9 protein-coding genes are annotated in these 13,510 nt (G+C 60.2%); 6 read left to right on the top strand and 3 right to left on the bottom strand.

The genetic code is table 11. The features are described from left to right. Window positions 1-5: 5 nt before the first annotated feature. The 5 genes from phnE (at window position 6) to LVY75_10280 (ending at window position 4,460) form a co-directional block, all read left to right on the top strand. Complete coding sequence (phnE, locus tag LVY75_10300; GenBank protein ID XAZ23637.1) at window positions 6-1,352, top strand: phosphonate ABC transporter, permease protein PhnE; 1,347 nt, start codon at window positions 6-8, stop codon at window positions 1,350-1,352. 138 nt (window positions 1,353-1,490) lie between these two features. After that, entirely contained in the window at window positions 1,491-2,186 is a 696-nt protein-coding gene (locus tag LVY75_10295) for a DUF1045 domain-containing protein (protein XAZ23636.1), read from the top strand. 13 nt (window positions 2,187-2,199) lie between these two features. Continuing rightward, complete coding sequence (locus LVY75_10290) at window positions 2,200-3,339, top strand: alpha-D-ribose 1-methylphosphonate 5-triphosphate diphosphatase (protein XAZ23635.1); 1,140 nt, start codon at window positions 2,200-2,202, stop codon at window positions 3,337-3,339. After that, on the top strand, window positions 3,339-3,935 hold the full coding sequence (gene phnN, locus LVY75_10285) for a phosphonate metabolism protein/1,5-bisphosphokinase (PRPP-forming) PhnN (protein ID XAZ25681.1): 597 nt from the start codon (window positions 3,339-3,341) through the stop codon (window positions 3,933-3,935). Before LVY75_10290 ends, phnN begins: the two co-directional genes overlap by 1 nt. 18 nt (window positions 3,936-3,953) lie before the next feature. Continuing rightward, window positions 3,954-4,460, top strand: a complete 507-nt coding sequence (locus tag LVY75_10280) for a GrpB family protein (GenBank protein XAZ23634.1) — start codon at window positions 3,954-3,956, stop codon at window positions 4,458-4,460. Between the two features lie 15 nt (window positions 4,461-4,475). On the opposite strand, the gene LVY75_10275 is transcribed toward LVY75_10280, so the two are convergent. After that, entirely contained in the window at window positions 4,476-6,851 is a 2,376-nt protein-coding gene (locus LVY75_10275; protein XAZ23633.1) for a DNA translocase FtsK, read from the bottom strand. 275 nt (window positions 6,852-7,126) lie between these two features. Then, the gene (polA, locus tag LVY75_10270) at window positions 7,127-10,126 is read right to left on the bottom strand and encodes a DNA polymerase I (GenBank protein XAZ23632.1); all 3,000 of its coding nucleotides are present in this window, start codon (window positions 10,124-10,126) and stop codon (window positions 7,127-7,129) included. 425 nt (window positions 10,127-10,551) lie between these two features. On the opposite strand from polA, the gene LVY75_10265 reads away from it, so the two are divergent. Continuing rightward, window positions 10,552-10,968, top strand: coding sequence for a MarR family transcriptional regulator (locus tag LVY75_10265; GenBank protein ID XAZ23631.1), 417 nt, complete (start codon window positions 10,552-10,554; stop codon window positions 10,966-10,968). A gap of 2 nt (window positions 10,969-10,970) precedes the next feature. On the opposite strand, the gene LVY75_10260 is transcribed toward LVY75_10265, so the two are convergent. Next, window positions 10,971-13,352 (bottom strand): EAL domain-containing protein, encoded by a 2,382-nt coding sequence (locus LVY75_10260; GenBank protein ID XAZ23630.1) that lies wholly within the window; start codon window positions 13,350-13,352, stop codon window positions 10,971-10,973. Window positions 13,353-13,510: the final 158 nt, after the last annotated feature.

Below are 13,510 nucleotides of genomic sequence, written 5' to 3'. Positions count from 1 at the left end.
CTGCCATGACGGTCATCGACGCAAACCGCATGCATGAGATCGAAACGCGCTATCCGGAATATTTTCACAAGTCCTTCCGCCAGCGTTTCGGCGGTCTCCTCATTGTGCTCGCGACAATCCTCTACGGCTTTTATGCCGTCTGGTTTTTCGACCTGCCGAAGCTCATCGCCGAAGCCCACTGGGAACGCTTCGGCATCTATATGAGCCAGTGGATCAGCTATGACGTGCAGCCGGAATTCCGTATCCAGGACGATGGCACGATCCAGACGCGCTATCCACGCTTCTCACCGCTTGGCGACGATCCGCATCCGGATTGGCTGAAAACCAACACGGATGGCAGCATCACGGTTCTCGTCGGCGGCAGCGGCCGCACGGTGACGGTCAGCAAGAGCCAGACGACGATCGTTGCCCATGGCATGACGGTGCCGGTCGATGTCAGCAGCGGCGCACCGAAAGTCGTCGGTCCGGTTCCTGGCTGGATGACGGTCTATGACGACAACGTGCTTGCCAATCTCGGTTTTGCGGGGGATGTCAGCATTTCCGTCGACCGCGTGAAAGTGCGCAAGCGATTTATCGGCTGGGCGAACTTCGTCTTCGATACGCAGTCGCCCTTCTTCGACAAGCCGGCAAGCGAGGTCATCAGTCTCATCGTCTCCGGCCCGCGTATCCATCCCGATCAGTCGAACCTGTCGCTCGCTTTCGACAATATCTGGAACAACAGCGAATGGCAGCATGGCGATGTCTGGACCAAGCTGTTCCAGACGATCGTGATGGCCTTCCTCGGCACGTTGCTCGGTTCGCTCGCGGCCTTCCCGCTCGCCTTCATGGCAGCGCGCAATATCACGCCAAACAGGTTCCTCAATCAGGCCCTGAAGCGCTTCTTCGACTTCCTGCGTTCGGTCGACATGCTGATCTGGGCGCTGTTCCTGACGCGCGCCTTCGGCCCCGGTCCTCTTGCCGGTTCCGGCGCCATCTTCCTCACGGAGACAGGCACGCTCGGCAAGCTCTACTCGGAAGGTCTCGAGAATATTGACAACAAGCCGCGCGAAGGCGTGAAGTCGACGGGCGCCTCGACCGTGCTGGTGCATCGCTACGGCATCATGCCGCAGATCGTCCCCGTCATCGTCAGCCAGACGCTCTATCAGTGGGAATCGAACGTACGCGGCGCGACGATCATCGGCGCCGTTGGCGCCGGCGGTATCGGTCTCAAGCTCTGGGAAGCCATGCGCACCAATTCCAATTGGGAAAACGTCGCATACATGGTCATCCTGATCCTGATCGTCGTCTTCCTGTTCGATACCGCATCGAATGCACTGCGCCATCGCCTGATGGGCACTAAGGCCGGCCACTAAGCCCGATCAAATGATGATGACGGCCTGCCGTCATCATCATTCTGTCATGGAAATCTTTTAGCCGGAGCGTGCTTGCGGTTCACCGCCAAATCAATGCACATTGCGCTCCCCATTCGGACGATCTCCAGGATAAAAGCCTTGCGCTACGCTCTCTATTTTTCGCCGTCCAAGGATCATTCCCTGACGGATGCGGCCTCTGTCTGGCTCGGCCGCAATGCCTTTACTGGCGAGACCTATCCGGCACCCGAATACAAGACATTGCCGTCAAACGAACAATTCGAACTGACCGCCGATCCGCGCCGCTACGGCTTCCACGCGACGATCAAGGCGCCCTTCGAGCTTGCCTCCTCCGTGACCGAAAAGGACCTGATGGCGGTCGTCGAAGATTTTGCCGCCAAGACGCCGGCCTTTGAAATCCCCGAGCTGGTGCTCGGACAGCTCGGTCGCTTCTTCGCACTTGTTCCGGGTTCGCTGCACCAGCCGCTTCAGGATTTCGCCGCAAAGGTGGTAAAGTCTTTCGAGCCATTCCGGGCGGCACTCTCCGAGGCCGATATTATCAGGCGCAAACCGGAAAGGCTCTCCGAGAGCCAGCGCAATAATCTCATGCGCTGGGGCTATCCATATGTCATGGATGACTTCGGCTTCCATATGACGCTGACCGGTCAGGTGCCGGAAGAGCGCGCGGAAGTGATGAAGGCGATCCTGACGGAGCGTTTTGCAGCTTTCACCGGCAGGCCGCTTCACATTTCCGGCCTTGCCGTCTTTAGCGAGGAGGCGCGCGGCGCGCCTTTCAAAGTTCACACATGGCTGCCTCTTGCTGGCGCCAAAAGCTGAAAGATTTTCTGACATGAGCAAAGAAACCGTTCTTTCAAATGCCCGTATCGTTCTCGAGGACGACATCCTTTCGGGCTCTATCCTGATACGCGACGGCAAGATCGCCGATATTTCAAAAGGCATTTCGGTAGCCGGCGAAGACTTTGAGGGCGACTACATCATTCCTGGCCTCGTCGAGCTGCACACGGACCATCTGGAAGGCCACTATTCGCCGCGTCCGGGCATCCGCTGGAACAAGACGGCGGCCATCCAGGCCCATGACGCGCAGATCGTCACCTCAGGCATCACCACGGTCTTCGACTGCCTGCGCATGGGTGCTGACGAAGACGGCGGCTTCGAGCACGGCGAGATGCGCGAGATGGCCGATGCCATCCAGTCCGCCGAAAAGGAAGGGCGCCTGCGTGCCGAACATCTCCTCCATCTGCGTTGCGAGGTTTCGGCCGACAATGTGCTGCAGCACTTCGCGGATTTCGAAAACGATCCTTATGTCGGTCTCGTCTCGCTGATGGACCATGCGCCGGGCCAGCGCCAGTTCCAGACAATGGACCAGTACATCTTCTACTATCAGAAGAAGCGCGGTCTTTCCGACGAGGAGTTTGCCCGCTTCTGCGCCAGACGCATCGCCGAGTCCGATCGCAATTCGACGCCAAATCGCGACGCGATCTCCAAGGTCTGCGCCGAACGCGGCATCACCGTCGCAAGCCATGACGATGCCACATCTGCCCATGTCGATGAGGCGATCGAAAACGGCGTTCGCCTGGCCGAATTCCCGACCAGCATCGACGCAGCCCGGCTGTCGCACGAGAACGGCATGAGCGTTCTGATGGGCGCGCCGAACATCGTGCGCGGCAAGTCGCATTCCGGCAATATCGCCGCGCGTGATCTAGCGCAGCTCGGCGTTCTCGACGTGCTTTCGTCCGACTATGTGCCGCTCAGCCTGCTTCATGCGCCCTTCATTCTTGCCGACGAGGTCGAGGGCATTACCTTGCCGAAGGCAATTGCAATGGTGACGGCAACGCCAGCACGCACCGTCAGCCTCAACGATCGCGGCCGCATCGAAACCGGCCTGCGTGCCGATCTCGTCCGCGTCCACCGTTCACATGGCGTGCCGGTGACGCGTTCCGTCTGGCGTGAAGGACGCCGCGTCGCATGATGATGTCACACGAACCCCATCCGGGCGCTGGTGCCGAACGCGGCATCATGGTCGTCGTCGTCGGCCCGAGCGGGGCCGGCAAGGACACGCTGATGAACCTTGCGGCCCGGCATTTCGATCGCCGCGAAGACGTGCATTTTGTCCGCCGTGTCATCACTCGCGATGGCGATGCCGGTGGGGAGGATCACCTCGCCGTTTCGGATGCGGGATTCGCATCGATGGAGCAGTCCGGCGCCTTTGCGGTGTGGTGGGAGGCGCATGGTCTCAAATACGCCATTCCGGCGGAGGTTTCCGTTGCACTTTCCAGGGGTCACCTCGTCGTGGCCAATGGCTCGCGCTCGGCCCTGCACCGTTTCCAGGCTGCTTTCCCGCGGCTGAAGGTCATCAATGTGACGGCCCGCCCGGAAGTGCTGGCCGGCCGCCTGGAGGCGCGCGGCCGCGAGACGCACGAGGACATCATGGCCCGCCTCGCACGCGGCCCGCTGACGGTGCGCGGCGATTACGACGTCGTGGAGCTCGACAATAGCGGCTCGCTGGAAGAGGCCGAGCGCAAGATGGTCGACATCCTGGATGGCTTCCTGAAGGAAATCGTCTAAACGAGGCAGGAAACGAGAATGGCCATTCGTGTCGTCCGCTATGACCCGGAATGGCCGTCTCTCTTCCGCCGGATCGTCGGCGAACTGGAGCCGTTTCTTGCCGATCTCGCCCCCGTCTTTCATCACGTCGGCAGCACATCGGTGCCCGGATTGGCGGCAAAGCCGAAGATCGACCTGCACGCTGCCTTCGCTAATGCGGATGTGCTTCCCGAAGCAATCGAGCGCGTAGATTCGCTTGGCGCCTTCACCTTCCATGGCGACAAATACCAACAGCAGACCTGGACCTTCACCAGCGGCAAGGGCTCCTACGGCGCACGACTATATCTCTGCTCGGCGAACAATGTCGTTTTGCGAGACCGGCTCGCGTTTCGGGACTATCTACGCTCGCACGCGGAGCGCGCGAACGCCTATGCCGCCCTTAAGATGAAACTCATGGGCGAGGCCAATGACGACTGGGATTATTATACTGGCGGCAAGCGTAACTTCGTGCTCGAGACGCTGCGGCTGGCCTCCGAAGAAGGATAGCCAGCCGCGCTCCGATTATTCGTTGTCGCCGCGGCCCGAGACGATCTCGCGTTTACCGACATGGTTTGCCGGACCGACCAGCCCTTCCTTCTCCATGCGCTCGACGAGCGAAGCTGCTCTGTTGTAGCCGATGCCGAGGCGGCGCTGGATATAGGAGGTCGAGCACTTCTTGTCGCGCAGGACGACCTTGACGGCCTGCTGGTAAAGCTCGTCGCCATCCTCGGCACCCATGGCGCTCTTGTCGAAGACGGCGCCGTCCTCTTCGTCCTCGGCTTCTTCATCCTCGCCGGCCGTGACCGTATCGAGATATTCCGGCCGACCTTGCGTCTTCAGGTGTGCCACGACCTTCTCGACTTCGGCATCGGAAACGAAGGGACCATGGACACGGGAGATGCGGCCGCCACCCTGCATATGCAGCATGTCGCCCTGGCCGAGCAGCTGTTCGGCACCCTGTTCGCCAAGGATCGTGCGGCTGTCGATCTTCGAGGTCACCTGGAAGGAGATGCGGGTCGGGAAATTCGCCTTGATCGTGCCGGTGATGACATCAACCGAAGGACGCTGCGTCGCCATGATGAGATGGATGCCGGCAGCACGCGCCATCTGCGCAAGCCGCTGGATCGCGCCTTCGATCTCCTTGCCGGCAACCATCATCAGGTCGGCCATTTCGTCGACGATGACGACGATGTAGGGCATCGGTGCAAGGTCCAGCTCCTGCTGTTCCTCGATCGGCGCACCGGTCTGCCGGTCGAAGCCGACCTGGACCATGATATGGATGGTCTCGCCCTTCTCACGGGCCAGGGAGACGCGCCCATTATAACCGTCGATATTGCGCACGCCGAGACGCGACATCTTGCGATAGCGCTCCTCCATCTCGCGCACCGCCCATTTCAATGCCATGACGGCCTTCTTCGGATCGGTGACGACGGGCGTTAGCAGATGCGGAATGCCGTCATAGACGGAGAGTTCCAGCATCTTGGGATCGACCATGATGAGGCGGCACTGTTCCGGCGTCATGCGGTAGAGCAGCGACAGGATCATCGTGTTGATGGCGACTGACTTGCCGGAGCCGGTGGTGCCGGCAACGAGCAGATGCGGCATCTTCGCGAGTTCGGCGATCACGGGTTCGCCGCCGATCGTCTTGCCGAGGCCGAGCGCCAGCTTGTAGCCGCTCTTGTCGAAATCGTCGCTCTCGATCATCTCGCGGAAATAGACGGTTTCGCGCGTCGCATTCGGCAGTTCGATGCCGATGACGTTGCGGCCGGGAACGACAGCAACACGGGCAGACAGTGCCGACATGGAGCGGGCGATATCATCGGCAAGGCCGATGACGCGGGATGATTTTACGCCGGGCGCCGGCTCGAATTCATAGAGGGTGACGACCGGACCGGGGCGGACATGGATGATCTCGCCCTTGATGCCGAAATCCTCCAGCACGCTCTCCAGGAGGCCGGCATTCTGTTCCAGCGTTTCCTGCGACATGATCTCGCCGAGCCGCTCCGGCGGCTCCTGCAACAGGGCACGCGGCGGGAATTCGTAGCCCGATGCATCAACCTTCTCGACGATCATGCGGGCAGAGCGAACCGGGGATAGTGCAGGTGCGGTGATCTCGACACGCGATGCGGGCGGTGCTTCTGCCGGTGCCTGGTTCGACTGGACCACAGGCGCCTGTATTTCCGGGGTCTGAACTATCGGACCTTGGGCGACGGGAGCTGGAGCGACCGGAGCCGGAGCAACGCGCACTGCCGGAGGACGCGCGGGGCGGGCCGGCGCTGACGTTACGGGCAGCGTTGCGCGCGGCGCCACCGGCGCCGGATTATGTCGGCCTGGGCGCCATTCCATGATGCGGAAGCGCGAGGTGATCGATTCTGGTTCAACCTGCTGCAACGCGATGACCGGAGTACGCGACGGACCGGCATCGGTCTCCTCGAAGGCCATGACCTCCCAGAAGGCGAAATCCGAGATGGAGGAAAGTTCTGTCGCTGCGCGTAGCGTCGTTTCGACGGGAACTGCTGCAACGGGCTGCAGCTGAGGTTCCGGCTGCGGCGCGACTGGTTCAGCCATTTCGGGCAGGTAAATATCGAAGGGTACGTTCACCGCGATCGGCGCGCGCATCTGCGGTGCCGCCAAGGGCTGCGGCACTGCTACGGCCTGCGGGGCAGGCACAACAATTTCCTCGCGGACAGGCTTCTCCGGCGCGTGGCGCTTGCTGATCAGCGTTTCCGGGGTGCGGGTGAAGCGGACATTCGGGGCGAGCGAGAAATTGCTCTGCCAGAGCGGCGGAATCGGCTTTTCGCCTTCATATGCCACAGTGGCTTCTTCCACGTGATGGTCAGCTTCAAGTCCCGAAGAAAACTCTTCGGCGTCCGTCAAATTGGTTCTGGGAAAACGCATGCGACAGCTACTCACTCACGTCTGGTAATTTCTGACATCCTTCCGGATAGAAAATGAAGGTTAATAAGTTCCTTCCAGCAGTCCCGTTGCGGGACGGCTAAAAAGATTAAACATCATCAATTTCATAGGCTTGATGAGAAAGGAAAAATCTTTGGCCGAATGAGACAAGCGTCCTAAAGCACGCCGCGATCTTCCAGATTCGCTTGCCGCGCTTCAAGCCTTTGTTTTCGCATGTCGTTATCGCAAAACCGCCGCGCATTTTTGCGCGGCATGCCTTAGTGCGCTTCGTCCCAATTGGTCGCGGAGCGAGCGTCGACCCGAAGCGGTACGCGCATTTCCAGCGCCGGCGAGGTGGCGTTTTCCATGACCGAAACGATGATCGGCGTCGCCTTTTCGACCTCTTCGTCTTCGACCTCGAAGATCAATTCATCGTGCACCTGCAAGAGCATGCGCACCCTATCGGCAAGGCCGGCCTCGGCGAGCGCCGGCTCGATCTTGATCATGGCGCGGCGAATGACATCGGCGGCCGAGCCCTGGATCGGCGCGTTGATGGCGGCCCGTTCGTTGAAGGCGCGGACCGAAGGATTGGACGAGCGAATCTCCGGATAGTTGATTCGGCGGCCGAAGATCGTCTCGACGTATCCCTTGTCGCGGGCCATCTGCTTGCGGCTTTCCATGTAGTCGCGGATGCCGGGAAAGCGCTCGAAATATTTCTTGATGTAGTCGCCGGCCTCCGAGCGCTCGATGGAAAGCTGGTTGGCGAGGCCGAAGGCGGAGATGCCGTAGATGATGCCGAAGTTGATGGCCTTGGCGCGGCGACGCACCTCGCTCGGCATGCCCTCGACGGGCACGCCGAACATTTCGGAGGCGGTCATGGCGTGGATGTCGATGCCGTCCTCGAAAGCGCGCACGAGCTGGGGAATTTCGGCGACATGGGCCAGCACGCGCAGCTCGATCTGGCTGTAGTCGGCCGAGATCAGCTTGTGGCCGGGCGACGAAATGAAGGCGGTGCGAATCTTGCGGCCTTCGGCGGTACGCACCGGAATGTTCTGAAGGTTCGGCTCCGAAGAGGAAAGGCGGCCTGTCGTCGTCGACGCCAGCGAATAGGAGGTGTGCACCCGCTTCGTTTCCGGATGGATGTAACCCGGAAGCGCGTCCGTGTAGGTCGATTTCAGCTTGGTGAGCTGGCGCCAGTCGACGATCTTGCGTGGCAGATCGAAGCCCGCTGCCGCAAGGTCCTCCAGCACGCTCGCCGAGGTCGACCACTGGCCGGTCTTGGTCTTGGTTCCGCCGGCAAGTCCCATCTTGCCGAACAGGATGTCGCCGAGCTGCTTGGGGGAGCCGATATTGAACCTCTCACCAGCAAGCTGATAGATTTCATCCTCGTACCTGGCTGCACCCTGAGCCAGTTCGCCCGAGAGGCGCGACAGGATCTGGCGGTCGACGGTGATCCCCCGTTCTTCCATGCGCGCAAGAACGGGTACGAGCGGACGTTCCAGGCGCTCATAGACGCGTGTCAGCTGGGTGGCGGCAAGGCGCGGCTTCAGCACCATCCACAGGCGCAACGTCACTTCGGCATCTTCGGCTGCATAGTGTGTCGCGCGCTCGATATCGACGAGGTCGAAGGTGACGTTCGACTTGCCGGAGCCAGCGACGTCCTTGTAGGCGATCGGTGTGTGACCGAGGAATTTTTCAGACAGCGGGTCCATGCCGTGCGCGCCGGTGCCGGCGTCGAGCACGTAGGATATCAGCATCGTGTCGTCGAAACTCTTGGTCTCGACGCCATAACGTTTCATCAGCAGGTAGTCGTATTTCAGATTCTGAGCGACCTTGAGGATCGATTCATCCTCCAGCAGCGCCTTCAGCCGCGACAGCGCATCGCGCATCGGGATCTGGTTGTCGGCGAGACCGCCGCCGAGAAGGTCGCCAACGCCCGTCTTGTGACCGATAGGCACATAGGCGGCGCGAATGCGTATGCCTGTCGGATCGGCGGTGTTATCGGCAATCGCCAGGGAGAAGCCAACGAGTTCGGCCTGCATGGCGTCGAGCGAAGTCGTTTCCGTATCGAAGGCAACGAGTCCGGTATCGCGCGCAGCGGCGATCCATTGGTCGAGAGTCGCGAGGTCGCGGATCGTCACATAGGAAGAATGATCGAACGGAAGGGTCGCGAACGCCTCGGCGCGCGCCTTGGCAAGATCGGCAGGCGCAAACGTGCCTTCGACCGCAGTCTTCGCCTTTGCGCGCGGTGGAACGGCCACCGCTTCGCCATTCACTTTGGGTACCGCGCCCGCGACAGGTTCCGGCTCGGCTGAATCGAGGTCCGGCCCATGCGCATCCGCACCCCATTCGACCTTTACGAAGGCCGGGTCGATCTCGCTGGCGTCGCAATTGCAGAACTCCGCAACACGGCGCGTCAGCGTGGTGAATTCCATGGTTTTCAGGAAACCGATCAGCTTGGGGCCGTTCTGCGGTTCCAGGACGAGCGCGTCGAGATCGAGCTCCAACGGTACGTCGGTGCGCAGGCGCACGAGTTCGCGGGACAGCTTCGCCTTGTCGATGTTTTCGAGAATGGTCAGGCGGCGCTTTTCCTGCTTGATCTCACGGGCACGCTCGAGAAGCGTATCGAGATCGCCATATTCGGCGAGAAGCTGGGCTGCCGTCTTCGGGCCGATGCCGGGGATGCCGGGAACATTGTCGACGGAATCGCCGGTCATCGCCTGCAGGTCGATCATCTTTTCCGGCGGCACACCCCATTTCTCGATCACATCGGGGATGCTGATCTGCTTGTCCTTCATGCTGTCGTACATGTGGACATTCGGGGTGACGAGCTGCATCAGGTCCTTGTCGGAGGAGACGATCGTCACGTCGGCGCCGACCGCTTCAGCCTGGCGGGCATAGGTCGCGATAATATCGTCGGCCTCGAAACCTTCCGTCTCGATGCAGGGCAGATTGAAGGCACGTGTCGCCTCGCGGATCAGGCCGAACTGAGGCACCAGCTCTTCGGGCGGCGCCGAACGGTTCGCCTTATAGGCGTCATAGAGATCCTTGCGGAAGGTCTTCGACGAGTAGTCGAAAATGACGGCGAGGTGGGTGGGCGTGGCAGCCACATCGGTACCGCGTGCATCCCTCAGCAGCTTCCAGAGCATGTTGCAAAAACCGGAGACAGCGCCGACCGGCAGGCCGTCGGATTTGCGCGTCAGAGGAGGCAGTGCATGAAAGGCCCGGAAGATGAAACCCGAACCGTCGATAAGGAAGAGATGATCGCCTTTTTTCATGGCAGCATGGATAGCGCGGCGGCCCTTCAAGGTCCATATAAACTTGGTTGCGCAAAAAGATTCCGCCTCACCAAACTGTTACTAATTTGTAATAGGTGGTTTTTTCTCTTTCCCTTGAAAAACCACATTCTCCATCACAAATCAAAGTCACCGGCGTTTGATCGCGCCGCGGGTCTGATAGCCGGCTTGTCCCCCGCCCGCGTCAGGCTTGGACAAAGGCCTCATCCCCCTCTCCGGGCCTTTGTCCTCACTTTCAAGCCGCCATGGCCTTCCTCCAGGCCTTGGCGGCTTTGTTTTTTGTGCAATTCGCTGCAGCACTCAAAATTTGAGAACTTCGTTCCTATTTTTTGATGGATCGTATGCGATTTGTTGCATTGTCTACCGAGCGATTTTGAGCCTAACTTACAATCATGGGATTTAATCGAATGGATTCCGGCGCCTACCTTGCCAGCCAGCTGGCGAAGGGTTTTGCCCGCTCGCTGCATCAGCGCGCGGCAGGGCTCGGTTTTTCTCCCGGACAGTTCCCTATCCTTCTGGAGCTTTGGGCCGAGGACGGGCTGACGCAGAAACAGCTTCTGGAGCGCGTCGATATCGAACAGGCGACGATGGCCAACACGCTCTCACGCATGGTGCGAGACGGGTTGATCGAGCGGCGTCCGCATCCTACCGACAAACGCGCGCAGCTAATCTTTCTGACAGAAAAAGCCAGGGCGATGGAGGCGCAAGCCATCGACACAGCGCGCGAGGCTGACCTTGCGCTGTTCAAGGGTTTTCGGGTCTTCGAACGAGAGCTGATGCTCGAATATATCCGGCGGCTGATCCAGAACGCCAAGGCGCTCTGACTTCACTCTGCCGCCGCGCGGTCGCGCTTTGCTTGCGTCACCTCTGCTTCGGTATTTGCCGAAAGGAAGTTTTCGCGAGCGGCGAGCTTGATACTCGGCTCGATATCCGGCTTCCCGAGCAAGAGCCCCTGCAACTGGGTACAGCCTTCTTCCACGACGATCTGACGTTGCATCTCTGTTTCGACGCCTTCGGTGACAACAGGCATGCCAAGACTATGCCCCAGCCCGATGATGGCGCGGACGATCGAGCGAGCGCCGGCATCATGCTCCAGTATGCCGGTGAAGCTGCGGTCGACCTTGATCTTGTCGAAGGGGAAGGAACGCAGGTTGGAGAGCGAGGAGAAGCCAGTGCCGAAATCGTCCATGACGATGCGCACACCGAGGTCGCGCAGGCGCTGAAGCGTGTTCATGACCCGGTTGCGATCGCGTATGAGCGCCACTTCGGTGATCTCCAGTTCCAGGCGTTCCGGCGCGAGGTCCGCCTCCTTGAGAATCTCAGCCACCCGCTGGCAAAGATTGGGCAACAGAAACTGAACCGGGGAGACATTGACGGCGATCGATAGCGGCTGCGGCCAGCGGGCGGCCTCCATGCAGGCTTCGCGCAGGATCCATTCGCCGAGCTGGACGATCGAGCCGCTTTCCTCGGCGATCGGAATGAAGATATCCGGCTCGCTCATGCCGTGGCCCGGCCGGTTCCAGCGCATCAAGGCTTCATAACCGTTGATCTCACCGCTGCGCGCATCGAGGATTGGCTGATAGCTTACATGGAGCTGATTGCGGGTGATGGCGTGGCGAAGCTCGTGTTCGATCTGGCGACGGGCACGTACCGACTCGTCCATTTCCGCGTCGAAGAAGCAGGCTGCGCCGCGCCCGGCATGTTTGATGCGATAAAGAGCTGTATCGGCGTTGTTGCAAAGCTCTTCGGCCGAGTCTCCATCCGCCGGATAGATCGCGATGCCGATGCTCGCGCCGACGGCCGTCGGATCGCGGGCAGTATCCATCTCGGCCGCGAATTCGTCGATGATACGTCGCGCAAGGCGATGGGCCGCGTCGGGTTGCAGCTTGCTCGGCTGGACGATGGCGAATTCGTCGCCGCCAAGTCGCGCGATCGTGTCATCCTTATCAACGCAGCGTTTGAGGATCGTGGCGACCTTGCGCAGGATGCGATCACCTTCGGCGTGACCGAAAATATCGTTGACGGCCTTGAAGCGGTCGAGATCGATACAGAAGACGGCGACCTGCGTCCGCTTGCATTCGGCGACCTGCAGAGCCTGGCGAATGCGCGTATCGAAAAGCGAACGGTTCGGCAGGTCCGTCAGAACATCATGATGGGCGAGATGCTCGATCATCTCTTCGGCGCGCTTACGTTCGGTCAGATCGCGGACGACGAGAACGTCGCAATGGCGTCCGCGATAGACGATCCGCCGCATGACAACCTCGACGGGGATTTCCCTCTCATCCTTGGCGATCAGCAGCATTTCTTCATGCTCGCTCTCCCGCTCAGCATGAATGAGAGCCAGCACGGACGAGGGAATGTTGCCCGTGAGTTCGGAGAGCTTCCAGCCTGAGAGGGCCAGGAAGCGTTCATTGGTGTCGATGATCTTGCCTTCCCGTAGAATGACCAGTCCTTCCTGCGAGACATTGGCGAGGCCGCGAAGATCAGTGAGATGGCTTTCCAGGAAGACCGCGCCGAAGGCCATGAGGATGAGACCGGTGGCGACAGCCATCACGATTACGGCAAGCACCTGGGGCTGAAGCGTCATCGCCGGCACCTCGCGCGTCGGGTCCGACACCAGTGCAATGCTGCTCATCGAGATGAAATGCAGCGTGCAGATCGCCAGCACGAAGGCGCCGGAGGATGCGGCAAAGCGCTTCATGCCTTTCAGCTTGAAGAAGGCGAGGAAGGCAATGGTTGCCAGAGCCGCGCAGGAGCAGAAAGCGACGACCGACATAAAGGCATCATAGACGACGATGGCCTGGGCCTCGATCGCCTGCATGCCAGTCATATGCATGGCCATGATGCCAAGCGCCATCAGCACACCGCCGAAAGCGAAAGAATAGCTCCGGCCCTCCGACGCGATCAGGATGGCTACCCAGGCGCCGAAAATCGACAGGAATACAGAGAGAAACGTGAGACCCAGATCGTAGCTGATCGGCATGCCGCCGTCATAGGCGAGCATGGCGATGAAATGCGTAGCCCATACGCCGACACCGCAGGCAAAGGCTGACGTGGCGATCCACAGCTTGCGCTGTCCGGCGTCGCATTCCTGGGCACGGAAGAGAAGGAGCATTGTCGTCAGGCTGCCGACGAGACAGACAATTGCGGCGGCAATGACCAGTCGCCAGTCGTGGTTGTCTCTGATGCAGGCAATAACTGAGAACATTCGCCACCTCGAAAATCCACCTCGGCGCGAGATTATTTAGAACATGCTAAATAACTGTAAATTGCATTAGCGATGCCTACTTCAGCCTTTCGGCATTTGGCGCCAACAAAAAAACTTGAAAATTTGACGCTCGAAACGGCAGCCGATTGGGTCTATCG

Source organism: Sinorhizobium sp. B11 (assembly GCA_039725955.1).
Lineage (GTDB): Bacteria > Pseudomonadota > Alphaproteobacteria > Rhizobiales > Rhizobiaceae > Rhizobium.
Note: the sequence above shows the minus strand (reverse complement) of the source record. Positions and strands in the feature narration are given on the sequence as shown.

Coding starts and splice junctions, on each gene's coding strand:
- phnE (XAZ23637.1), top strand. CDS start 6: ATGACGGTCATCGACGCAAACCGCATGCATGAGATCGAAACGCGCTAT.
- LVY75_10290 (XAZ23635.1), top strand. CDS start 2,200: ATGAGCAAAGAAACCGTTCTTTCAAATGCCCGTATCGTTCTCGAGGAC.
- phnN (XAZ25681.1), top strand. CDS start 3,339: ATGATGTCACACGAACCCCATCCGGGCGCTGGTGCCGAACGCGGCATC.
- LVY75_10280 (XAZ23634.1), top strand. CDS start 3,954: ATGGCCATTCGTGTCGTCCGCTATGACCCGGAATGGCCGTCTCTCTTC.
- LVY75_10275 (XAZ23633.1), bottom strand. CDS start 6,851: ATGCGTTTTCCCAGAACCAATTTGACGGACGCCGAAGAGTTTTCTTCG.
- polA (XAZ23632.1), bottom strand. CDS start 10,126: ATGAAAAAAGGCGATCATCTCTTCCTTATCGACGGTTCGGGTTTCATC.
- LVY75_10265 (XAZ23631.1), top strand. CDS start 10,552: ATGGATTCCGGCGCCTACCTTGCCAGCCAGCTGGCGAAGGGTTTTGCC.
- LVY75_10260 (XAZ23630.1), bottom strand. CDS start 13,352: ATGTTCTCAGTTATTGCCTGCATCAGAGACAACCACGACTGGCGACTG.